25 protein-coding genes are annotated in these 20,047 nt (G+C 68.5%); 13 read left to right on the top strand and 12 right to left on the bottom strand.

All coding sequences use genetic code 11. The features are described from left to right. The first annotated feature begins 188 nt into the window (after positions 1–188). The 3 genes from ACFY2X_RS21555 to ACFY2X_RS21545 all read left to right on the top strand — a co-directional run bounded on the left by ACFY2X_RS21555 (position 189) and on the right by ACFY2X_RS21545 (position 2,481). Positions 189–839, top strand: coding sequence for a response regulator (locus ACFY2X_RS21555; protein WP_389940291.1), 651 nt, complete (start codon positions 189–191; stop codon positions 837–839). A gap of 218 nt (positions 840–1,057) precedes the next feature. Then, positions 1,058–1,609, top strand: coding sequence for an RNA polymerase sigma factor (locus ACFY2X_RS21550; protein WP_389940289.1), 552 nt, complete (start codon positions 1,058–1,060; stop codon positions 1,607–1,609). After that, positions 1,606–2,481 (top strand): hypothetical protein, encoded by an 876-nt coding sequence (locus tag ACFY2X_RS21545; RefSeq protein ID WP_389940287.1) that lies wholly within the window; start codon positions 1,606–1,608, stop codon positions 2,479–2,481. The genes ACFY2X_RS21550 and ACFY2X_RS21545 overlap by 4 nt, the downstream gene beginning before the upstream one ends. A gap of 113 nt (positions 2,482–2,594) precedes the next feature. On the opposite strand, the gene ACFY2X_RS21540 is transcribed toward ACFY2X_RS21545, so the two are convergent. Further along, positions 2,595–3,005, bottom strand: a complete 411-nt coding sequence (locus ACFY2X_RS21540) for a hypothetical protein (protein WP_389940285.1) — start codon at positions 3,003–3,005, stop codon at positions 2,595–2,597. A 308-nt stretch (positions 3,006–3,313) separates the two neighbouring features. Between ACFY2X_RS21540 and ACFY2X_RS21535 the strand changes: the two genes are divergently transcribed. Continuing rightward, positions 3,314–3,898: a dihydrofolate reductase family protein gene (locus ACFY2X_RS21535; protein WP_389940283.1), complete on the top strand. Its 585-nt coding sequence runs from the start codon at positions 3,314–3,316 to the stop codon at positions 3,896–3,898. A 32-nt stretch (positions 3,899–3,930) separates the two neighbouring features. On the opposite strand, the gene ACFY2X_RS21530 is transcribed toward ACFY2X_RS21535, so the two are convergent. From ACFY2X_RS21530 to ACFY2X_RS21515, 4 genes are all read right to left on the bottom strand, one after another. Next, the gene (locus ACFY2X_RS21530; RefSeq protein WP_389940281.1) at positions 3,931–4,293 is read right to left on the bottom strand and encodes a signal peptidase I; all 363 of its coding nucleotides are present in this window, start codon (positions 4,291–4,293) and stop codon (positions 3,931–3,933) included. Between the two features lie 138 nt (positions 4,294–4,431). Then, entirely contained in the window at positions 4,432–4,890 is a 459-nt protein-coding gene (locus ACFY2X_RS21525; protein WP_389940279.1) for a hypothetical protein, read from the bottom strand. Further along, positions 4,887–5,369, bottom strand: coding sequence for an RNA polymerase sigma factor (locus tag ACFY2X_RS21520; RefSeq protein ID WP_389940277.1), 483 nt, complete (start codon positions 5,367–5,369; stop codon positions 4,887–4,889). The genes ACFY2X_RS21525 and ACFY2X_RS21520 overlap by 4 nt, the downstream gene beginning before the upstream one ends. Then, positions 5,366–6,301, bottom strand: a complete 936-nt coding sequence (locus ACFY2X_RS21515; protein WP_389940275.1) for an alpha/beta fold hydrolase — start codon at positions 6,299–6,301, stop codon at positions 5,366–5,368. Before ACFY2X_RS21515 ends, ACFY2X_RS21520 begins: the two co-directional genes overlap by 4 nt. A gap of 143 nt (positions 6,302–6,444) precedes the next feature. Between ACFY2X_RS21515 and ACFY2X_RS21510 the strand changes: the two genes are divergently transcribed. The 3 genes from ACFY2X_RS21510 to ACFY2X_RS21500 all read left to right on the top strand — a co-directional run bounded on the left by ACFY2X_RS21510 (position 6,445) and on the right by ACFY2X_RS21500 (position 9,289). Continuing rightward, entirely contained in the window at positions 6,445–6,957 is a 513-nt protein-coding gene (locus ACFY2X_RS21510; protein ID WP_389940273.1) for a SigE family RNA polymerase sigma factor, read from the top strand. Continuing rightward, positions 6,954–8,174, top strand: coding sequence for a hypothetical protein (locus tag ACFY2X_RS21505; RefSeq protein WP_389940271.1), 1,221 nt, complete (start codon positions 6,954–6,956; stop codon positions 8,172–8,174). Before ACFY2X_RS21510 ends, ACFY2X_RS21505 begins: the two co-directional genes overlap by 4 nt. Before the next feature lie 152 nt (positions 8,175–8,326). Then, the gene (locus tag ACFY2X_RS21500) at positions 8,327–9,289 is read left to right on the top strand and encodes a GNAT family N-acetyltransferase (protein ID WP_389940269.1); all 963 of its coding nucleotides are present in this window, start codon (positions 8,327–8,329) and stop codon (positions 9,287–9,289) included. 35 nt (positions 9,290–9,324) lie between these two features. Here ACFY2X_RS21500 and ACFY2X_RS21495 read toward each other — a convergent pair whose 3' ends face one another. From ACFY2X_RS21495 to ACFY2X_RS21485, 3 genes are read right to left on the bottom strand one after another with little or no spacing between them, the layout of a single operon-like run. Next, positions 9,325–9,729, bottom strand: coding sequence for a Rieske (2Fe-2S) protein (locus ACFY2X_RS21495; protein ID WP_389940267.1), 405 nt, complete (start codon positions 9,727–9,729; stop codon positions 9,325–9,327). Between the two features lie 41 nt (positions 9,730–9,770). Next, positions 9,771–11,099 (bottom strand): ATP-binding protein, encoded by a 1,329-nt coding sequence (locus ACFY2X_RS21490; RefSeq protein WP_389940265.1) that lies wholly within the window; start codon positions 11,097–11,099, stop codon positions 9,771–9,773. A gap of 1 nt (position 11,100) precedes the next feature. Next, positions 11,101–11,769: a response regulator transcription factor gene (locus ACFY2X_RS21485; protein WP_389940263.1), complete on the bottom strand. Its 669-nt coding sequence runs from the start codon at positions 11,767–11,769 to the stop codon at positions 11,101–11,103. 137 nt (positions 11,770–11,906) lie between these two features. Here ACFY2X_RS21485 and ACFY2X_RS21480 point away from each other — a divergent pair, with 137 nt between their 5' ends. Further along, a complete protein-coding gene (locus ACFY2X_RS21480) occupies positions 11,907–12,446 on the top strand; it encodes a hypothetical protein (protein WP_389940262.1) in 540 nt (179 codons plus the stop codon). A 188-nt stretch (positions 12,447–12,634) separates the two neighbouring features. On the opposite strand, the gene ACFY2X_RS21475 is transcribed toward ACFY2X_RS21480, so the two are convergent. Both ACFY2X_RS21475 and ACFY2X_RS21470 read right to left on the bottom strand, forming a co-directional pair. Further along, complete coding sequence (locus ACFY2X_RS21475) at positions 12,635–13,726, bottom strand: hypothetical protein (protein WP_389940260.1); 1,092 nt, start codon at positions 13,724–13,726, stop codon at positions 12,635–12,637. Positions 13,727–13,832: 106 nt separating this feature from the next. Next, positions 13,833–14,318, bottom strand: a complete 486-nt coding sequence (locus tag ACFY2X_RS21470; RefSeq protein WP_389940258.1) for a hypothetical protein — start codon at positions 14,316–14,318, stop codon at positions 13,833–13,835. 286 nt (positions 14,319–14,604) lie between these two features. Here ACFY2X_RS21470 and ACFY2X_RS21465 point away from each other — a divergent pair, with 286 nt between their 5' ends. Beyond that, entirely contained in the window at positions 14,605–15,141 is a 537-nt protein-coding gene (locus tag ACFY2X_RS21465; protein WP_389940256.1) for a peptidylprolyl isomerase, read from the top strand. A gap of 117 nt (positions 15,142–15,258) precedes the next feature. Beyond that, positions 15,259–16,116 carry a rhomboid family intramembrane serine protease gene (locus ACFY2X_RS21460; protein ID WP_389940254.1) on the top strand — a complete coding sequence of 286 codons (858 nt, stop codon included), beginning with the start codon at positions 15,259–15,261 and terminating at the stop codon, positions 16,114–16,116. Positions 16,117–16,150: 34 nt separating this feature from the next. Here the strand turns inward: ACFY2X_RS21460 and ACFY2X_RS21455 are convergent, their stop codons facing one another. After that, positions 16,151–16,396 carry a cell division protein CrgA gene (locus ACFY2X_RS21455; RefSeq protein WP_389940252.1) on the bottom strand — a complete coding sequence of 82 codons (246 nt, stop codon included), beginning with the start codon at positions 16,394–16,396 and terminating at the stop codon, positions 16,151–16,153. 207 nt (positions 16,397–16,603) lie between these two features. Here ACFY2X_RS21455 and ACFY2X_RS21450 point away from each other — a divergent pair, with 207 nt between their 5' ends. The 3 genes from ACFY2X_RS21450 to ACFY2X_RS21440 all read left to right on the top strand — a co-directional run bounded on the left by ACFY2X_RS21450 (position 16,604) and on the right by ACFY2X_RS21440 (position 18,011). Next, positions 16,604–17,218, top strand: a complete 615-nt coding sequence (locus tag ACFY2X_RS21450; RefSeq protein ID WP_389940250.1) for a class E sortase — start codon at positions 16,604–16,606, stop codon at positions 17,216–17,218. Between the two features lie 65 nt (positions 17,219–17,283). After that, positions 17,284–17,442: a hypothetical protein gene (locus ACFY2X_RS21445; RefSeq protein ID WP_389940248.1), complete on the top strand. Its 159-nt coding sequence runs from the start codon at positions 17,284–17,286 to the stop codon at positions 17,440–17,442. Beyond that, complete coding sequence (locus ACFY2X_RS21440; protein ID WP_389940246.1) at positions 17,439–18,011, top strand: anthranilate synthase component II; 573 nt, start codon at positions 17,439–17,441, stop codon at positions 18,009–18,011. The genes ACFY2X_RS21445 and ACFY2X_RS21440 overlap by 4 nt, the downstream gene beginning before the upstream one ends. Positions 18,012–18,169: 158 nt before the next feature. Here the strand turns inward: ACFY2X_RS21440 and pknB are convergent, their stop codons facing one another. Continuing rightward, positions 18,170–20,026: a Stk1 family PASTA domain-containing Ser/Thr kinase gene (pknB, locus tag ACFY2X_RS21435; protein ID WP_389940244.1), complete on the bottom strand. Its 1,857-nt coding sequence runs from the start codon at positions 20,024–20,026 to the stop codon at positions 18,170–18,172. Positions 20,027–20,047: the final 21 nt, after the last annotated feature.

Below are 20,047 nucleotides of genomic sequence, written 5' to 3'. Positions count from 1 at the left end.
TCATCCAGTCCATGATCGCCCATAGCCGAACCCTGCCAGACCAACTCCCTCTGCGCCCGGCGAAGCAGGGCGAACGTTGCCTGATGCGGCACTAGGCATGATGGGAGCCTCCGTTAACTTCCTCGTGGGGCTCGCAAGCTTCCGGCTCCGTTTCGGCGGCGGCCGGTTGGCACGAAAGGACGATCTGCGTGATCCGAGTGCTGCTGGCCGATGACGAGGCCATGATCCGTGCGGGAGTGCGGGCCATCCTGTCGGCCGATTCTGAGATCGAGGTGGTCGCGGAGGCGGGCGACGGGCGGGAGGCGGTCGAGCTGGTCCTCAGCCACCGGCCGGACATCGCGCTGCTCGACGTCCGCATGCCGAAACTCGACGGGCTGGCGGCGGTGGCCGAGATCCGCAGGGTCGCACCCCAGACGAAGGTGATCATGCTGACCACCTTCGGAGAGGACGACTACATCGCCCGGGCGCTGGGCGACGGGGCCGGCGGTTTCCTGCTCAAGTCAGGGGATCCCCGGGAGCTGATCGCGGGGGTGCGCGCGGTGGCGGACGGCGCGGCCTACCTGTCGCCGAAGGTCGCCCAGCGGGTCGTGGCGGTGATGGCCGAGGGCCGGATGTCCAGAGGCGCGCAGGCCCGGGAGCGGATCGAGGGGCTCACCGAACGCGAGCGCGAGGTGCTGGCACTGGTGGGCGCGGGGCTGTCCAACGCGGAGATCGCCCGCAGGTTGTTCATCGTCGAGGGAACCGTGAAGGCGTATGTGAGCACCATCCTGACCCGGCTCGACGTGCGCAACCGGGTCCAGGCCGCCATCGTCGCCTACGAGGCGGGACTGGTCACCTGACGCGGACCCGGTGCCGAAAAGCCCGAGTCACGCGGTGAAGCGTCTCGGGCTCAACCGTGAAAGTCCCTAGAAACCGAGATCTCTGACGGCCCGCGCGCGAGACGACGCCCGGGCCGATGATCACGCCTTCCTTGATCAATCAGGCCCGCAGGCATGAAACACCTCGCCGCACCCGGACATCTCCTCTGATGACACTCCCCCATGGAAGGGACCATCACGTGGGACCACCCGAGACCAGGCAGCGTTTCGAGGAGATCTACATGACCCACTACTCCGCCGTCTCCAGTTACGTGACCCGCCGTACCGTCTCCCCCGACGACATCGCGGACGTGATCGCCGAAACGTTCATGACCGCCTGGCGACGGCTCACCGACATCCCCTCGGGTGACGAGGCCCGGCTATGGCTGTACGGCGTGGCCAGGCGCGTTCTCGCCAACCACTATCGCGCGGAGTCCCGGCGGACGGCCCTGGCCATACGCCTGCGCGAGAACCTGACCCTCTGGGCCGAATCCGTTGTCGATCAACCTCATGATGCGGCCCGCGCGGCGTTCTCGCGGCTGTCCGACGAGGACAGGGAACTGCTGTCGCTGGTCGGCTGGGAGGGGCTCGGCACCGCCGAGATCGCGAAGGTCCTGGGCTGCTCCCGCGGCGCCGTACGCATCCGCCTGCACCGCGCCCGTAAGAGGCTGGCCGCGGAGCTGGCCACCGCCGAACTCGACCTCACCAGGTACGGCACGCGCGCCGTCGCCCTCGCCAAGGAGAGCTCATGACGACCGACCTCGACCGCATCGTCTCGTCGATCGCCCCCGACCCGGGCCCTGGCTTCGTCCCGGGCGCGCGTGAGCTGATGAACGAGATCATGGACACGGAGCCCCTGCCCGCTCCCGTCCGCCGCCGCAGGCCGGGCTGGCGGATCGCGTTGCCCGCGGTCGCCCTGCTCGCCGCCACGGTGACCGTTCTGAGCTGGACGTCAGCGCTTCCCGGCTTCGGGCCGAAGCCGGTGGCCGCGCTGGACATCAAGCAGGAGGGCGGCTACTTCGTCATCGAGGTGAAGGACCTCTACGCCGACCCGGAGAACTACGAGGCGCAGCTCAACGCGGCCGGCCTCGATGTCTCCCTCCGGGTCATCCCGGCCACCCCCGGACTTGTCGGCAGCATCCTGGCGACCGCCCCCGACGATGAGGTGATCGACGAGTTCAAGACGATCGAACCGGCCGGCAAGTGCGACAAGGTGGGCGGCTGCCCCATCGGGCTGAAGATCCCCGTCGGCTTCACCGGGACGGCCTACGTCACGCTCAAGCGCCAAGCCAAGCCGGGCGAGCGGTATTCGAGCTTCACCTCCTTCGACGCGCTCGGTGAGCCGATGCACTGTGTCCCCTACCTCAACAAGACCGTGGCCGAGGTGCGAGCGCTGCTCAAGGAGCGTGGCCTGACCATCCAGAAATTCATGGTCAGCGATCCCAGGAGCACGGAAGCGTCCGACTACGAGATGGCCTCCTCCGTTCCCGACTCCTGGTATGTCCACGGCGGCACCCTGATCGAGCCCGGCAAGGTCACGATCGATACCCACTCCACGCCGCTGCCGCCCGACCAGCTCCAGAATCTCAAGGAGGCCAGCGGGTGCTCCGGCCAGGCGGACTGAGCACCACCGGATATCGGCCGATGACCGCCCGCGCGGTCCCCTGCGGACATGACCGGGAAACAACCCGTGATCGTCCGTCATGCCTTCCGGAAAACCCCATCGGGAATTCCGGATCATCCGGTCGCGTGCTTGCCGATTCGGCTGGTGATCAGGTCGAGTAAGGAAGAAAACTCGGCCCCGATGGATTTGCGCTGCGGCGGATCGCCCACGTAACGCTCAGAGAGAAGTCCTGCGGCGGAGAGGTGGGCGATCACCGTGACCTTGGCCTCCGGGCGTGGCACGGATCCGGGCAGCCGGAAGGCGATCACGTCGAGTGAGTCGGTCTCGATCCCTGGATACAGGGCTTTCATGCGGCCGATATCGGGATCAGGGTCATGGAGATGCAGCCAGGTTCTGATTTCCGGAGGGAGACCGGTGGTGCCCACGTAAATCACGCGGCCTTCGAGCAGCCAAACGTAGACCCAGGATTCGGAATCGGCCAGGTTTCCGCCGTGGATACGCAGCTCTACCAGATCACGGTCCATGTGGGGATCTTGTCACGAATGACGATGACCGGCTTCTCTGGTTTCGCATCTCGCGGGACTGGGGGTTTCGAGGCGCCGGGTCGTCCCGGGTGCGGCTCCGGCGGGGCCGGGTGGCCGATGCGGGTGGGCCGTCCCCCGTTCCCCCCGGGCCGTCCCCGCGTTCCCTCCCGGGCCGGCGCCTCGATGGCCGCTCGGCATCCTGACGGCCCCGTCGACGAGGCCGCTTCGATCCACGGTTGACATCACTCCATCTGTAGTACTACATTCAAACCACTTCACACGGAGTTCTACATATGAGGTAACCACTTATGCGAAAGCTTGTTTACTACGTCGGCGTCTCCCTCGACGGTTATATCGCCGGCCCCGGCGGCGAGTGGGACTTCTACCCCCTCGCCGACGACATGTCGAGCTGGATAAACGAGCGTTACCCGGAGACCGTCCCCACCTTTGTCCGGCCGCACGCCGGGATGGCGGTGGACGAACCCAACCAGACCATCGACACGCTCGTGATGGGCCGCGGCACCTACGAGCCGGCGCTGGCCGTCAACGTGACCAGCCCCTACTCCCACGTGCGTCAGTACGTCGTGTCCACCACCCTGGGCGAGATCGCCGACCCGTCGGTCGAGCTGGTCACCGGCGACCCGGTCGAGCTGGTCCGCAAGCTCAAGGCCGAGGACACGGGAAAGAACATCTGGCTGGCCGGAGGCGGCAAGCTGGCCGCGACCCTGCTGCCGGAGATCGACGAACTGGTCATCAAGAGCTACCCGGTGGTCGCCGGTGCGGGTGTGCCCGCCTTCTCCGGAGGGTTCAACCCGACCCTGTTCACCCCCACCCGGACCGAAACCTTCAGCAACCACGCCCGCGTCACCTGGTTCACCCGCGCTACGAACTGAGCGGCCGGTGGTGACGTGAGGTGTTCAGGCCGTCAAGGGACCGCGTAGCCCGGGATGGACGGCCAGCGTACGGTCAGCACCACCGATTCCTCCTCGGCGTACCACGAATGATCGACGCCGTGACCCCACACGACATAGTCGCCCTGCCTGGCCAGCAGGACGCTGCGTTCCGGCAGCTCCACCCGGAAACGGCCGCTGATCAGCATGAGCAGGGCGGTTCGCTTCTCCTCGGTGACCCACTGCGCGCGTTCGTCGCCGCGGGGGTGCACGCCCCACTTGATCTCGACGTCTTCACTGTGCCGGATGTCTCCGGCAGGTCTGAAGTGCCCGAGCAGCCAGCCCCGGTCGCCGCTCGCGTCCACGGCCGCGTTGCCCACGTACACGTTCTCAGTCACGAGCCGTGACGGTAGCAGCGCGACCGTCAAAGATGGATTCACGTGAAACATTCGCGCATATGACGCGTGTCCGGTGCGGCGAATGATCCGTGGTGCCAGGGGTGATCGGAGAGGCGAGCCTCCGGTGGGGCCGCGCCGTCAGGAGGACGGCCGGAACCGCTCGGCCAGCCGCTGGATCGCCCGCTCGTTCGCCCGCCGTACCAGGATGGGAACGAGCGCGGCGCGACCCGGCACGCGCACCCCGCCGGTGGCGGCGAACAGGGTGCCGCCTGGCGCGGGGGTCGCGGCCAGGCCGATCATCAGGAACCGGCTCTGCATCCAGCACCAGCCCGGCCGCAGGTCCACCTCGAATCTGGCCCGCATGCCGAAGCGGCTGCGGGCCAGCGCGATCAGCCGGTCGTTCTCCCGGTGCAGGACCAGCGACTTCATGTCGGGTTCGAAGGTGCCGAACTCCCCCTCCAGGTCGCTCGCCACCTCCCAGACCGCCTCGAACGGGGCGGGGATGAGCTGCGACGCGACGGCGGCGCCGGGGATGGCGGCGGCCAGGATCCGGAGCCGCCGGACCGGGTCGAGCTCTGCCACGGGCCAGGAGTTCATGCCGACCACGCCTTCCTGAAGTTGTCACGGGCTCGGTGCAGGCGGGACTTGACCGTTCCCACCGGGAGGTCGAGGAGTTCGGCGGCCACGCTCTCCTCCAACCCCTCAAGATCGCGGAGCATCAGCACGGCGCGGTGCTCGGGGGAGAGCCTGGAGAGCACATCCCTGATGTCGGCCGCGCACTCCACGTCTTCGCGGGAGGGAAGCTCGTCCAGCTCGACGGCGACGGGTCTGCGGCGGGCGATCCTGACCGCCTCCCGCACCGCGATCGCCCGTGCCCAGCCGTACAGCGCCGTGGGTTCGCGCAGCGTCCGCAACCTCCGGAAGATCGCGATGAGCGCCTCCTGGGCGGCGTCCGCACCGCTCTCCAGCGCTATCGGCCCGCAGATTCTGGCGACGTACGGCGTGAGCCGGTCAAGCAGTTCGTTCATCGCGATGGTGTCGCCGCGCTGCGCCCTCACCACCAGGTCCTCTATCACTTGAAAAACCCTGACATGAGGTCATTCACCGGCTTCGGGCAGTCGAGCATCACCGCGTGCCCGCAGCCGTCGAGCATGTGGACCCGGGCGTCCGGCAGCAGCTCTCCGAACCGCTGCGCGTGTGCGGGGACCAGCGTGGTGTCCTGCTTGCCCCAGACGACCAGGGTCGGCTGCATGGTCTTGGGCAGCGCCGCCTCGGTCTGCCCCCAGTCCAGTCCGCGTTCCAGCAGGTAGTTCGACTCCAGATTGTCGAGGCGCGTGTTCGTCGCCCAGAATCCCTTTACGAGCTCGTCGGTCACCTTCGACTTGTCCACGAACAGGCTTTCCACCCCGGCCCTCGTCGTCTCCTCACTGGCGAAGCCGAGGTTGGTCATCAGCTCCCCAATCACCGGATATTTCATGATTTCCCACGCCCAGATGTCGGGCTCGTCCAGCCCCGAAGAATCCAGCAGAGCCAGCCTGCCCACTCGTTCGGGGTGCCGCTGGGCATAGGCGAGCGCCCAGCCGCCGCTCCAGGAGTTCCCGGCGAGCCCCACCCGCTGCAGCTTCACCGCGTCGAGGAAGGTGCCGACGGCGCGGGTCATGCCGTCCAGATCCCAGGTGAAGGAGCGGTCGTGCAGTGTGGTGAACCCCTGCCCCGGCAGGTCCACCACGTAGACCGTGTGGTCGCGGGCGAGCACGGGCAGCTGCTCGCGCCAGGCGTAGACCCACGACGCACCCGGCGAGAGCAGGACGATCGGGGACCCGCTGCCCTGCTTGACGTAGTGGAACCGGGCCAGCGGAGTCTCGACGAACTGCGAGTTCACGGTCCGCAGGTACGGGGACGTGTAGTCGGCGGCCACCGCCGGACGGTAGCCGTAGGCGGTGTAGAGCACCACCGCGAAGAGCAGAGCGAAGATCACGCCGAGCGTGATGCGGATCCGGCGAAGCACGGGTGCCTCCCTCGATTGACTGTGTCGACAAGGAAGAGGGGCCTGTGCGCCCGGACGTTCCACCCGATTTTCGTACGGTTCGCGGAGCATAGTGGCGTCCGTCCGGCGCGTCTGTAAGGCGTAGTCGAACAGTGGAGGTGATCGTGGACGCCGCAGAGGAGCGACGGTTCCGCGAATTCGTCTCGGCGAGATCTCCCGCGCTGATGCGCCTGGCCTACCTGCTGACCGGCGGCGACCAGCACGCGGCGGAGGACCTGTTGCAGGCCGCGCTGGCCAAGACGGTCATGAAGTGGCGGAGTGTGGACGCGCCGGAGGCGTACGTCCGGCAGGCGATGTATCGCCAGCAGGTCTCCTGGTGGCGCGCGCGCCGGGAGACCGTCGTCGCGACGCCGCCCGACCGGGCCGTGGCCGATGGCACGCACGGAGTCGATCTGCAGATCGTCATGCGCCGTGCGCTGGCCAGGCTGACGGCCAGGCAGCGGGCCGTGTTGATCCTGCGGTACTACGAGGATCTGCCCGAAGCCGAGGTGGCCGTCGTCCTCGGCTGTTCGGTGGGCACGGTCCGCAGCACCACTCATCGTTCCCTGGCCAGGCTGCGTGACCTCGCGCCCGAGCTGCGGGAGCCGTACGCGATCTTCGGGGAGGTGACGTCATGATCATCGACGAGCTCGTCAAGCGAACCCTGCATAACTGGTCGGACGAGGCACGGGTGCCCGCCGATCTGGCGTCGAAGGCGCTCGGGAGGCGCCGGCGTTCCAGGATCAGGACGTTCGCGGTGGTCGCGGGGGCGACCGCGGCCGTCGTGGCGGGTGCGTTCACGGTCCCGGCCGTGATCCAAGGGACCGGCCAGCTCGCTGTCCTGACCGATCCGAGCCTGTCCACGAAGACCGTGGGCGATCCAGCGTCCGGGCCGCCGAAGAGCCTGGTGGCAGCGGGCAGAACGGCGGTCTACGCCTACTACACCTGGGACCAGGAGAAGATCTCCGACAAGCGGCAGGTGCGGAAGCGGACCTGGTATCTCTATGACAAAGGTGAACAGACCTACCGGCAGACCCCCTGGGCATGGCTGGACGTCGCACCCGCCGGGGAGTACGTCGCGGTGCTGGAGCGGATTCTGGCACGGCGGGTCGGGGTGGTCGCCGCTCGCGGGGGCGGGGTCCGCTGGATTGACCTGGAACATCCGGCCGCGGCGGTGCGCTGGTCTCCCGACGGGAGGAGGCTGCTGGTCACGAACTACGGCGGTAACCCTGACGAGTTCTTTGTCCCAGTGAACGGGCGCCAGCCGGTGCCCTCGACCAGGACCGGCTACACCATTGTGGACCTGGGCAGCGGACAGGCCGTGTTCCATCCGTTGAAGCCGAATGGTGACAACTGGTTCAGCAGCCGCCTGGACCTCTCCTGGAGTGCGGACGGCACCCTGGTCTGGGAGCCCGTTCCTCGCACCCGGGCCGGCACCAAAAGGTTCTACGACCTGAGCGGGAAGCCGAGGTCGGCGCCGCCGGGTGTGGCGGAGACCTATCTGGAAGCCGGGGTGTCACCCGGCGGCCGGTGGCTCGTGACCGACAGTCCGGTCAATACCGCGTTCTCCGGGGTGAAGGACATGAGGACGGGCAAGACGAGGCCGATCCAGATGGTCGAGGGCTACTGGATCTACGCGCCCGTCGCCTGGGCGGACGACGACCACATGATCGCGTGGGGGTGTGGCCCCACGGGGACCGGCTGTGACGGCACTGCCCGCAACCGTTTGGTTCTGATCGACGTGGACGGCAAGAAGGCGGTGCCGCTCACCGGCTACCGCACGGTGCCGCTCACCGGCTACCGCCAGGACAGCCGGAAGCCCGGCCAGTGGGAGCCGATCTTCTCCCGCCGCTGAGCGACCGCGCGTGAGCCGTACAAGATCTTCATCTTCGTACGGCTCGCGTACGGCTCGCGGGGCGTGGCGGCAGCCGCCCGGCGTGTCCGTGGGACGCGGCGCGGCGGAAAATCCATCGCGATACGGTGAGGCGCGATTCTAGGCTGCGGATCATGACAGTCGAGTGGGTGCCACTGACGAAGAACGACGCGAACACGTGGGCGGAACTGCTCGCCGCGGTCGAGGCCGTGGACCAGGTCGGAGAGAACTACGGGGCCGACGACCTCGCCGAAGACCTCGGCAACCCCCTGGTCGACCTGGCCGAGGGCACCCTGGCCGCCTGGGACGGCGACAGGATGGTGGCCTTCGGCCTCATCTTCTGCCGCCCCGCCGCCGACCCCGCCCACCAAATGACCTTCTGGGGGGCGGTCCACCCGGACCACCGCCGTCATGGCCTCGGCGGGCACCTGCTCGACTGGGCGGTCCGGAGCGCGCCGGTGCTGCACGAACGCCGCTTCCCCGGTCGGCCTCTCGAACTCCACGTCCATGCGTTCGACCGCAACGAGGGGGCCAGGGCCTTGGCCGCCGCGGCGGGCATGACCCCTGTCCGGTGGTTCTACGGCATGCAGTGCGATCTCGGCACGGAACCGCCCGTGATCGCCCTGCCCGCCGGGCTGGAGATCGTCACCTACCGGGAGGACCTCGCCGAGGCCGCCCGAGAGGTCCGCAACGCCGCCTTCACCGACCACTGGGGCAGCGTCCCGCACACCCCGGAGAGCTGGAAGAGCAACATCGTCGGCGCGCGGGCCTTCCGTCCCGAGGGCTCCTTCCTCGTCCAGGACGGGGCAGGCAGGAGTGTGGCGGTGCTGCTCACCCACTACTTCGAGGCCGACACCGAGAGCACCGGAGTCCGCGAGGCATGGATCCAGATCATCGGCACCCTGCGCGAGTGGCGGGGCAAGGGCGTGGCGAGCGCGCTGCTGGCTCACGCCCTGACCGAGTTCCGCGCCCAGGGCTACGGGAAGGCCGGACTGGGCGTGGACGCCGACAACCCGACCGGCGCCCTGGGCGTCTACACCCGCGCGGGGTTCGAGGTCGAGCACCGCACGACGACCTACGCGCTCCCGCTCGGCTGAGGCCGTCCGCACCGGGCCCGAGCGCCGTCGCCGGATCAGCCGAGGCGGATGACGCCCCTGGAAACCTTGATCTTCCTGCGGGACAGCGCGCGCTCGGCCGGGCCCCTGGCCACGGAGCCGTCGGAGATGCGGAACCTGCTGCCGTGGCAGGGGCAGTTGATGGTGCCGTTCTTGACGGTGGCGACCGTGCAGCCCTGGTGGGTGCACGTGGCGCTGAAGGCCCGGAAGGTGCCCCGGGTGGGCTGGGTGACCACCACCCGCCTGCTCTTGATGACCACCCCGCCGCCGACGGGGATGCTCTTGGTCTTGGCGAGGACGGGTCCGGCGGCGTCCTCGGCGGCCTCGGCGGGGCGCACCCACGCGACGGCGGAGGAGACGAGGGCGGCGGCACCTCCCGCGAGGCTCCGGAAGATCATTACGCGACGGGTCGTGGACGGCATGGCGGGCCTCCGGGGGGTCCTCAATGAATCACGTGTGTGGTTCATATCACAGGGAAACGGGCGCGTAGCCATGCCCCGGGAGGGTCGGCGACGATATCCAGGCTGCCACCGTGTCGTACCGCGATGTCCCGGGCGATGGCCAGCCCGAGCCCGGACCCGCCCGCGTCGCGGTCCCGCGCCTCGTCCAGCCGGGTGAACCGGTCGAAGACCGCCTCGCGGTGCTCGGCCGGAATGCCCGGCCCGTCATCGCGCACATCGAGTACGGCCTCGCCCCCGTCCAGAGCCAGGCGGACGGTGACCGTGGAGTCCGCATGCCGTACCGCGTTGTCCACCAGGTTGGCCACCAGGCGGCGTAGCTGCTCGGCCGAGCCACGGACCAGCGCGTCGGCGGCCACCTCCAGGCCGACCCGGATCCGCGGCCTGGGCCGGGACCGGGCCGCCTCCTCGGCGGCGACCTGACCGAGATCCACCTCCTCGTGACAGGCCGGCTCGCCTGCGTCCAGCCGGGCCAGCAGCAGCAGGTCGGAGGTGAGCGTCTGGATCCGGTTCACGTCGGTCAGGGCCTCGGCCGCCAGCGGGTCGGGCGAGGCGAGCTCCAGACGGGTGCGAAGGATGGCCAGGGGGCTGCGCAACTCGTGGGCGGCGTCGGCGACGAAGCGCTTGTGCCGGCCGACGGCGAGCTCCAGCCGATCGAGTGTGCGGTTCATGGTCTCGGCGAGGCGGGCGATCTCGTCGCGTGACCGCGGTACCGGAACCCGGCGGTGCAGGTCGCTGGCGGTGATGTCGGCCATCTCGGCGCGGATGGCCGAGACCGGCGCGAGCGCCCGGCCGACGGCCAGCCAGGTGAGGATGGCGACCAGCAGCAAAAGCGCCGGGACACCCGGGAGCAACAGGTTCTGCAGGGTCTGCAGGGCGGCCTTGGTGCTCTCCAGGGAGGATCTGGCCTGCACCACCAGCGTGCCCTCGGAGGTGGCGACGGGCACCGTGGCCACCGCGAAGGAGTCGGCGGCCGCCCAGTCGTCAGACGGCTGGATGCCAAGCTGGACGGTCCCCGCCCTGAGGGGCGTGGCCCGGGCGGCTGAGGGCTGGGCGCCGAAGAACCGGGTGACCGCGAGCTGGGCGGGTTGCGTGAAGACCTTGACGTCCGGATCGAGGGGCGGTTCGGCGCGCTGGGCGACGGTGACCGTCGAGGCGTCGCTGATGAGCGCCTCGACGGTGGCGTCGGCGCGCCGGGTGGCGTCGTTGGACGCGCTCTCCACCAGGCTGCCCCTCAGCACGCTGACGAGCACGACGGCCGCGACGCCGAGCGCGACCGCGACGATGAAGGTGGCCGCCAGAGTGGCCCTGAGCCGGACCGACAGATGTGACATCTCAGGCCTCCAACCGGTAACCGGCGCCGCGTACGGTCACCAGGGACGAACGGCCGAACGGGGCGTCGATCTTACGGCGCAGCGCACTGATGTAGACCTCGACGATGTTCGGGTCGCCGTCGTAGGAGAAGTCCCAGGCCTGGGCGAGCAGCTCGCTCTTGGAGACCACCTCGCCCGGCCTGCGGGCCAGGCCGTGCAGGACCGCGAACTCCTTGGGGGTGAGGGCGATCTCCACGTCGCCCCGGCGGCAGCGGAGCCCGGCGGGATCGATGGTCAGGTCGCCCACCGAGATGGAGACCGGCCTGGCCTTGCCACCCCGGCGGATCAGCGCGCGCAACCGGGCCAGCAGCACCACGTAGGAGAAGGGCTTGGACAGGAAGTCGTCGGCGCCGGTGTCCAGCGCCTCGGCCTCGTCGTGCACCCCGTCCTTGGCGGTGAGCATCAGGATCGGCGTCCAGTTCTCCGCGTCGCGGAGCTTGGCGCAGACGGTGTAGCCGTTCATCCGGGGCAGCATGACGTCGAGCACGATCACGTCGTAGTCGTTCTCGCTCGCCATCCACAGCCCGTCGCGTCCGTCGTGGGCGACGTCGACGGCGAACCCCTCACCGGCCAGCCCGCCTTTCAGCAGTTCGGCCAGGCGCTTCTCGTCCTCAACCAGCAGCACGCGCATGCCGCACAGCCTGCCGCACCCTACCTAAAGCCAACCTGAAGACGATTTCTGCCGTCTTCAGGCTGGGTTCAGGTAGCGGAAGGGAAGCTGTGATCTCCAGGTTCGCCCGATGAGCTCCCACGAAAAGGAGAACACGCATGCGCATCCGCATCCTCGCCGCCGCGGTGGTCACCGCCGGCGCCCTGATGGCCACGCTGACCGGCGCGGCCAACGCCGCCGGCGCTCCCGCCCCTGCCCCTTCCGAGAGCTTCACCGTCCAGTGTGAAGGCGGTGGCCAGATGACGGTGACGGCGCGCAAGCTCAGCGACGCCGAGATCAAGGAGCTCGAAGGCGGCGGGCGGGCGGCGGAGGCCGTCCCGGCCGAGCGGATGGACCCGGCGAAGCTCGCCGAGCTGAAGGACGTCAAGGTGAACGACGTCAAGATCATCGCGGACGCCCCCGGCCAGGTGGCTCGGGCGGAGAAGGCTACGGAGGGGGTGATGGTGGAGGCCACGCCCGCGACCCCGCTCTCCGAGGCGACGGACGTCATGATCACCGCTGAGGCCTCCGGCCAGGTGACCCGGGTGGACAAGGCGCCCGAGGGCGCTCCGGTGCTCACCATTGAGGAGGGGAAGGCCCCCGTCCCCGGCTCCCTGGCCGAGGACAGGACGATCACCTGCGCCAAGCAGCAGAACTGATCGCCGGGGCTGAGCCGTACCGCGCCGCACCGACCGGGGCTGAGCCGTACCCCGCAGCACCGACCGGGGCGAGCCGTACCGCGCCGCACCGACCGGGGCGAGCCGTACCGCGCCGCACGAGAGGCAGGTACGGCCCGGCCCTCGGGAAAGCCCGGGAACGGGCTGTGCCGCACGGGGACCGGCGCGGCTCAGCCCTCGGGGAAACTCGGGTGCGGGCCCAGCGCCCAGTATTCGTAGAGGCCGTAGCCGACGTGGCCGGCGTATTCGAACCGGCCGACCGCGTCGACCAGGCCCCACATGCGGGCCGAGTCCTCCGGCAGGGTGTAGGTGACGCCCTGGACCGCCGGGCCGGGACCCTGATACATGCCGTGCTTCCAGTCCGGTTCCAGGCCATATCCGGTGCCCACCATCAGGTGGACCGGAAGGATCGGGGTGCAGCGCACGTCGAAGGGTTTCCCGCCCGGTGGGGAGAAGGAGATCGTCGCCTCCCGCACCTCCCGGGTGCCCTCCAGGTATTCGGGACGGTATTCGGGGCGGCCGAGATATTCCTCCTCGCCCTCCCTGCCGGACCCGAAGGCCCAGACCCGGACCGCCTCCTCCAGCACCCGGCGGCCCTTGTCGTCCTCCTGGACGATGCACAGGATGGCGTGGTCGTCGAACTGGATGGGTGTGTAGAGCCAGTAGAAGGTGCCCGGGTTGCGGGCCTGGATCCCCGGAGGTTCGGGCTCGCCGACCGGGCGGATGCCCCAGGAGCGGTCGCGGGTGCCCTGCCACCGGTCGGGGGTGACCTCGATGCGCTCGTCGCCGACCATGATGTGCCCGGTCCACCGGCCGGTCTGGGCCATCCGGGAGGAGTCGAACATCACCCGCTCCTGCCAGCGCACGAAGTGGCGGGGCTCCAGCGTGGCCGGGATCGTCGCCTCCCAGGTCAGATCGTAGGACAGGCCGTGCTCGGTGGGTTCGAGCACGATCCGCAGCCGTCTGAGCCCTTCGATCACCTCGACCCGGAACGGGCCGATCCGGGTGTCCATCCGGTCGTCGCCGAGCTCCCGGGAGGCTCGGACGACCCGGTGCAGGTTCCGGTGGCGCACGCAGGCGAAGGCGTCGGTCACGCCGAGGTTGGGGTACTGGCCGACGCCGACGATCAGCATCAGCTCGTCGGTGCCGGCGTGGCAGTTGAAGTAGTACCGGTCGTAGAAGTTGCGGTCCGACGTCGCGACGTGGCGCATCACGTCTGGCGACTGGTGGACGGGGTAGTCGTCGAGCGGCGACAGCGTCATCGGTGCTCCTCTGCCTGAGGAACACGTTCTAGCAAGCGCTTGGTGAAACAGTCAACACATACGAGTACGGCCCGCGCCGTCCGGGCGCAGGCCGTACTCGTATGTGTCAGGACGACTTCTTGGCGGCCTGCTCCGCCTGGGTCTCGGCCTTGCTGCCGAGCTCATCTGCCGTGGAGCTCACCTTCGACGCGACGTTCTCCGTCGTCTCGGAGACCTTGCTCGCTCCGGTATGGGTCTTCTCTCCCATCCAGCGGGACGCGTCGGCCGCGGTCTCCTTCATCGCCTCGGTCCACTGCTCGGCGTTCTTGCGATACATCGCGAAGCCGACGGCTCCGATCGCGACACCGGTGAGGAAGAGGACCATCGGCCATCTGCGCGACCTGGCCCTCGGCGCGGGATCGATCTTGCTGGCCGCCTGTGACAACATCGCGCTGACCTTGGGCGCGATCTGGTCCTCGACGGAATGGGCGGCGGCGTCCAGCCTCGGCGCTGCCCACTCGCGGGCAACGTAGATCCTGCCGCCGGCTGCGTCGCGGGCATGGCCGACTGCGTCGCGGGCGTGACTGGCCGCGTCGCGGGCGTGAGCGGCCATCGGACCCACTCGATCGGCGGCGTGTACGACCTGAGACTTCATCTGGCTCAGCCGCATATCCGGAATCAGATTCTCCATGTGACGCTTTCCAAATAGTGCAAGAGGCACGTTAACCTCCCCAGTCGTCGGGGCCCCGTTGCGTCCCCTTCCCGCTCGAAGGCGGCTCAATCATTACCGGCCGTGGGAGGATGCTTAGATGGGTCGGCTGCGGCCGCGGTCATCGAGACATCGCAAAGCCGCACGTTGCAAGGTTTTGAGCTGACGACCCGAAGGGGGCGGTCCCATCGTGGCTGAAAAGTTGATCGCGAATCTGAACACGAGCCGTGGTGTTATAAAGATCCTGCTTTTTCCGTATAAGGCGCCGAAGACCGTGCGAAACTTCGTCGAGCTGGCCGAGGGAACTCGTGAATGGGTGCACCCGGAGACCGGTGAGAAGAGCACCAGCAAGCTCTACGACGGCACGATCTTCCACAGGGTCATCGACGGTTTCATGATCCAGGGTGGAGACCCGCTGGGAACCGGCTTCGGGGGCCCGGGCTACACGTTCGACGACGAGATCCACCCCGAGCTCTACTTCACCCGCCCCTACCTGCTCGCCATGGCCAACGCCGGCATCCAGTACGGCCGCGGCACCAACGGCTCGCAGTTCTTCATCACCGTGGCGCCTACGCCGAGACTGAACGGCAAGCACACCATCTTCGGCGAGGTCCTCGAAGGCCAGGAGGTCGTCGACTCCATCGTCAAGGGCAAGACCGGCGCCAACGACCTGCCCACGGACCCGGTCGTCCTGGAGTCGGTCACCATCGAGCGTGTCCAGAGCTGATCATTCGAACGGCGGCCTCCGGCCGGAGGCCGCCGTTCGCGTGCGTGGGTGCTCGGGATCATGAATAGGCTGGCAGTCTGTGGATAACAGCACGGTCGAAGGGGCCATCGAGACGCCATGACCACCCAGCCACCCAGTGAGCCTGACACCGCCGCCGTTCCCACGTGTTACCGGCATCCCGGGCGTGAGACCTACGTGCGCTGCCAGCGCTGTGAACGACCCATCTGTCCCGACTGCATGCGCGATGCCTCGGTCGGCTTCCAGTGCCCCGAGTGCGTCGCCGAGGGCAACAGGACGGTACGGCAGGCGCAGGCGACCTTCGGCGGCAAGGTGGTCGCCAAGCCCTACGTGACCTGGACGCTCCTGGGCCTCAATGTCGTGATGTTCCTCGCCCAGCTCGCCACCGATGGCCGGCTCACCCATGACCTGGTGATGTGGAGCCCCGGGATCGTCATCGACTCGGAGTACTACCGGCTGCTCACCAGCGCCTTCCTGCACCGTGACTACGTGCACATCGGGCTGAACATGTGGGCCCTCTTCATGGTGGGCCCCTACTTGGAGCAGGCGTTCAGCCATGTCCGCTTCCTGGCGCTGTATCTGCTCAGCGCGCTCGGCGGATCGGTGCTCAGCTACTGGGTCGACCCGTTGAACACCGCCAGCCTGGGCGCGTCGGGAGCCATCTTCGGCCTCTTCGGCGCGTTCTTCGTGGTCAGCAGGAGGCTGAACCTCGACGTCCGCCCGATCCTCGTGCTCCTCGCGATCAACCTTGTGATCACCTTCATCCCGGGGCTGAGGATCAGCTGGACGGGCCATGTGGGCGGCCTCGTCGTCGGCCTGGTCGTCGCGACCATCCTGGCCTACAGCCCGAAGGCGGGCCGCGCTCTCTTCCAGGGCGTGCTGCTGACCGGCGTCCTGGCGATCCTGGTGGGGCTGGTCATCGCCAGGACCGCCGTCTTGGTGCCGCTGATTGGCTAGGTCCCCAGGCTGTGGATAAAAGCTGTGGAAAAAGCTAACGCCAGCGGGTGGACAACACCACACCGAAGATGATGAAAACGAACCCGATCAGCAGGTTCCAGTTCGCGAGGTAACCAAGGAGAGGCGCGGTGGGCGCCACGTAGTAGATCGCGATCCAGAGGATTCCGATGATCCAGGAGGCGACCATGACCGGCGCCAGCCAGCGTGGGCTCATCTTGACCTGCTGGGCCGACGGCGGCGGCGTGTAGACGGCCTTCTTGCGACTCTTGGACTTGGGCACTGGGCTCTCCTGCGTCAACCCTGCGCGATCCGGATCGTGCGCAGGCTGTGTCAACTAGCGTAATAGCTGGTGGGCGAAGACCCGAGTAAGAATAGTCGGCACACATGGGACATGGCGATCCCACGGGCGATCATCACAGGGCAAACCTTGGATCAATGCCGTGACGCTCACCGGCCTGGGATGATCCGCCGTCACTAGCCTGAGCCCATGAGGGCCGCGCTGAGAGCTTTCGGGGAGCTGAGTGCCACCGCAGGCGTGATTCTCCTGCTCTTCTGCGCCTATCTCCTCTGGGGAACCGGTTCTTACACCGCCGGGCAGCAGGTGCTGCTGCGCAAGCAGCTCCTCCGGGAACTCCAGGAAAAGGAGTCCGGCAGGGTCCGGCCGGGCGGAGCGGTGGCGATGCTCAGGATCCCCCGGCTCGGCCGCCACTACCGGTACGCCGTTGTGGAGGGGGTCGGCTGGGAACAGCTGCGGAGGGGACCCGGCCACTACCCCGGTACGGCCCTTCCCGGAAAGAACGGAAATTTCGCGCTTTCTGGGCATCGGACCACGTACGGCGCGCCGTTCGAACGTATCGACGAGCTTCGCCGGGGTGACCCCATCGTGGTCGACGCCCGTGAAGGCCACTACACCTACCGGGTCACCGGCAGGCGCGTCGTCAAGCCCACGGCGGTGGAGTTCATCGCCCCGGTCCCCGGCAGACCCGGCCGCGAGCCCGCCGATGCCCGGATCACGCTGTCCACCTGCCATCCGAAATATTCCGCCGCCCGGCGGCTCGTCGTCTTCGGCGAGCTGGACAGGCGCGGGGACCACCGTGGATGAGCCGCGGATGAGCAGGTGAGTCGCGAATGAGCGGGTGAATCGCGGATGAGCGAGTGAGGAGTCACGTGTACGGCTGGATCTGGAGGATGCTCCCCGGCGGTTTCGCGGCCAGGGTGTTCGCCGTGATGGTGCTGACAGGGGTGGCCGCGGTCGTACTCTGGTATGTCGTGTTCCCTTGGCTCGAACCCCGAATCCCGCTCGATCACACCACCGTGAGCCGATGACCAGCATTCTCGTCGTGGACAACCACGACAGCTTCGTTCACACCATCGTCCAGTACCTCCGCGAGCTCGGCGCCGCCTGCGACGTGCGCCCGCGCGACCATGTCGTGGTCGAGGACGCGGCCGGCTTCGACGGGGTCCTGATCAGCCCGGGTCCGGGCACCCCCGAGGACGCCGGGGTGAGCGTCCCGCTCGTCGGTTACTGCGAGGCCCACGACCTCCCGCTGCTCGGCATCTGCCTGGGCCACCAGGCCATCGCCGTGGCCCACGGCGCGACCGTGACGCGGGCTCCGGAGCTGATGCACGGCCGTACCAGCGCGATCGTGCACGACGGACGCGGAGTGTTCGCCGGGTTGCCGTCCCCGGTGACCATGACGCGCTACCACTCGCTGGCGGTCGTGCCCGAGACGGTCCCGGAGACCCTGGAGGTCACCGCGACCACCGGCGACGGTGTGATCATGGGACTGCGCCACCGCACCGCACCCGTCGAGGGCGTGCAGTTCCACCCCGAATCGGTGATCTCCGAGCACGGCCATCGGCTGCTCGGGAATTGGCTCGCGGGAATCGTGTAACGCCGCAGCCTTCTTGAACGACTACCCAGTGAGCCCTTCCGCCATCGCCCCCGAGTGGCGGAAGGGCTCACTTCTGTTCTGGGGACTTTGCGAGAGAACGTTCCGACGTGAAGAGGACCCCCGCCGAGTGGCGGGGGTCCTCTTCACATGGCCGGAGTTCAGCCCCCTCCGTTTTCGGGGGACGTGTCGTCGAAGATGCCCCCGTCGTCGGTCTCCGTCGGGTCAGGCTGCGGCTGATCGGTGATGGTCGGCTCCTGCGTCGGCAGCGACGGGTTCTCCGTCGGCTGCGGGGCCCGCCCGCTGGAGACGACCAGCGTGATCGTGGTGCCCGGCTGGAACTTGGCGCCCGGCTCGGGCGCCTGGCTGAGCACGGTGCCCTCGGGCAGGTCGCTCTCCTGCTCGACGACCTTGTACTTGAAGCCCGCCCCCTTGAGCGCCCGCTTCGCGTCCTCGACCGTGAGGTTGACCACGCTCGGAACCTCCACGGCCTCCTTGGGAACGTAGATCCGGACCGTGCTGCCCTTGGGGGCCTTCTCCTCGGGGGCGGGATCGGTCTCGAACACCTTGCCCTGCGGGCGGCTGGAGGCCTTGGTCTGCACGCTCACCTCGAACCCCGCCGCCGTGAGGGCGGCCTTGGCCTCCTCCACGGTCATGTTGAGCACGCTGGGGACCTCGATCTTCTCCTCGCCCTTGGAGACGACGAGCTTGACGGTGCTGCCCTTGGCGACCTCGCTGCCCTCCGCCGGGTCGGTCTCGATCACCCAGCCTTTTTGCATCTCCTCGTCGAACTTCTCGACCTTCTCGACCTTCAGGCCGAGGCCTTCCAGCGTTTTCTCCGCCCCCTCCGCGCTCTGCGAGGCCAGCGACGGGATCTTCACCTTGTCCGCCGCGGTGGTGTCGCCGGGAGAGCTCAGGAACATGTAGCCCACGCCGATGAAGGAACCGATGATCAGGAGCGGGATCAGGATCCACGCGGCCGTCTTGACCGCGGTGTTGCCGCCGCTCTGCTGCCGGCGCCGGCCGCGTTCGCCGCGCCCGACCTCCTCCGTGCCGTATTCGTACGCCGGGACGGCGGTGGTGCGCTGGGTGGCCGGCCCGCCGGGACCGGGAGCCGCCATGGTCCGGGTGGCCGATCCGTAGTTGTTGGCCAGCGCCATCGTCTGGGCGTCCATCGGCATGCCGGACATCGCCCGCTGGATGTCGGCCCGCATCTCCCCGGCGTTCTGGTAGCGATGCGCCGGGTCCTTGGCCATCGCCTTGAGCACGATGGCGTCGGCCCACTTGGGGATCTCGGGGTCGATCTGCGACGGCGGGATCGGGTCTTCGCGCACGTGCTGGTAGGCGATCGCGACGGGAGAGTCACCGGTGAACGGCGGCTGCCCGGTCAGCAGCTCGTACAGCACGCAGCCGGTGGAGTAGATGTCGCTGCGGGAGTCCACCCGCTCGCCCCTGGCCTGCTCCGGCGACAGGTACTGTGCGGTGCCGATGACCTGGGCGGTCTGCGTCATGGTCGCGGCCGAGTCGGCCATCGCGCGGGCGATGCCGAAGTCCATGACCTTGACGTCGCCGTTACGGGTGATCATGATGTTCGCCGGCTTGATGTCCCGGTGGACGATGCCGCCGCGGTGGCTGTAGTCCAGCGCCCGCAGGATGCCGTCGACCAGCTCGACCGCGCGCTCCGGCAGCAGCCGCCGGTCGGCCCGCAGCAGATCGCGCAGCGTGCGGCCGTCGACGTACTCCATCACGATGTACGGCACCGGCGCGCCGTCCGTCACGTCCTCGCCCGTGTCGTAGACGGCGACGATGGACGGGTGGTTCAGTGACGCGGCGGACTGGGCCTCCCGGCGGAAGCGAGCCTGGAAGATGTGGTCCCTTGCCAGGTCCGCGCGGAGGGTCTTGATGGCGACGATCCGATCCAGCCGGATGTCTCGGGCGCGATACACCTCGGCCATGCCGCCACGCCCGACGACGCCGTCAAGCTCGTAGCGATCGCCGAGGCGTCGGGGCTGAGTCATTTCCTGCACTGTCCCTTACCG

The organism is Streptosporangium sp. NPDC000396, assembly GCF_042898655.1.
Classification (GTDB): domain Bacteria; phylum Actinomycetota; class Actinomycetes; order Streptosporangiales; family Streptosporangiaceae; genus Streptosporangium.
This window is presented reverse-complemented; position numbering and strand designations above follow the sequence as displayed.

Bases quoted from the DNA above. Each gene is read 5' to 3' on its own strand.
- ACFY2X_RS21545 (WP_389940287.1), top strand. From the start codon at position 1,606: ATGACGACCGACCTCGACCGCATCGTCTCGTCGATCGCCCCCGACCCG.
- ACFY2X_RS21540 (WP_389940285.1), bottom strand. From the start codon at position 3,005: ATGGACCGTGATCTGGTAGAGCTGCGTATCCACGGCGGAAACCTGGCC.
- ACFY2X_RS21535 (WP_389940283.1), top strand. From the start codon at position 3,314: ATGCGAAAGCTTGTTTACTACGTCGGCGTCTCCCTCGACGGTTATATC.
- ACFY2X_RS21525 (WP_389940279.1), bottom strand. From the start codon at position 4,890: ATGAACTCCTGGCCCGTGGCAGAGCTCGACCCGGTCCGGCGGCTCCGG.
- ACFY2X_RS21505 (WP_389940271.1), top strand. From the start codon at position 6,954: ATGATCATCGACGAGCTCGTCAAGCGAACCCTGCATAACTGGTCGGAC.
- ACFY2X_RS21500 (WP_389940269.1), top strand. From the start codon at position 8,327: ATGACAGTCGAGTGGGTGCCACTGACGAAGAACGACGCGAACACGTGG.
- ACFY2X_RS21495 (WP_389940267.1), bottom strand. From the start codon at position 9,729: ATGCCGTCCACGACCCGTCGCGTAATGATCTTCCGGAGCCTCGCGGGA.
- ACFY2X_RS21490 (WP_389940265.1), bottom strand. From the start codon at position 11,099: ATGTCACATCTGTCGGTCCGGCTCAGGGCCACTCTGGCGGCCACCTTC.
- ACFY2X_RS21485 (WP_389940263.1), bottom strand. From the start codon at position 11,769: ATGCGCGTGCTGCTGGTTGAGGACGAGAAGCGCCTGGCCGAACTGCTG.
- ACFY2X_RS21480 (WP_389940262.1), top strand. From the start codon at position 11,907: ATGCGCATCCGCATCCTCGCCGCCGCGGTGGTCACCGCCGGCGCCCTG.
- ACFY2X_RS21475 (WP_389940260.1), bottom strand. From the start codon at position 13,726: ATGACGCTGTCGCCGCTCGACGACTACCCCGTCCACCAGTCGCCAGAC.
- ACFY2X_RS21470 (WP_389940258.1), bottom strand. From the start codon at position 14,318: ATGGCCGCTCACGCCCGCGACGCGGCCAGTCACGCCCGCGACGCAGTC.
- ACFY2X_RS21460 (WP_389940254.1), top strand. From the start codon at position 15,259: ATGACCACCCAGCCACCCAGTGAGCCTGACACCGCCGCCGTTCCCACG.
- ACFY2X_RS21450 (WP_389940250.1), top strand. From the start codon at position 16,604: ATGAGGGCCGCGCTGAGAGCTTTCGGGGAGCTGAGTGCCACCGCAGGC.
- ACFY2X_RS21440 (WP_389940246.1), top strand. From the start codon at position 17,439: ATGACCAGCATTCTCGTCGTGGACAACCACGACAGCTTCGTTCACACC.
- pknB (WP_389940244.1), bottom strand. From the start codon at position 20,026: ATGACTCAGCCCCGACGCCTCGGCGATCGCTACGAGCTTGACGGCGTC.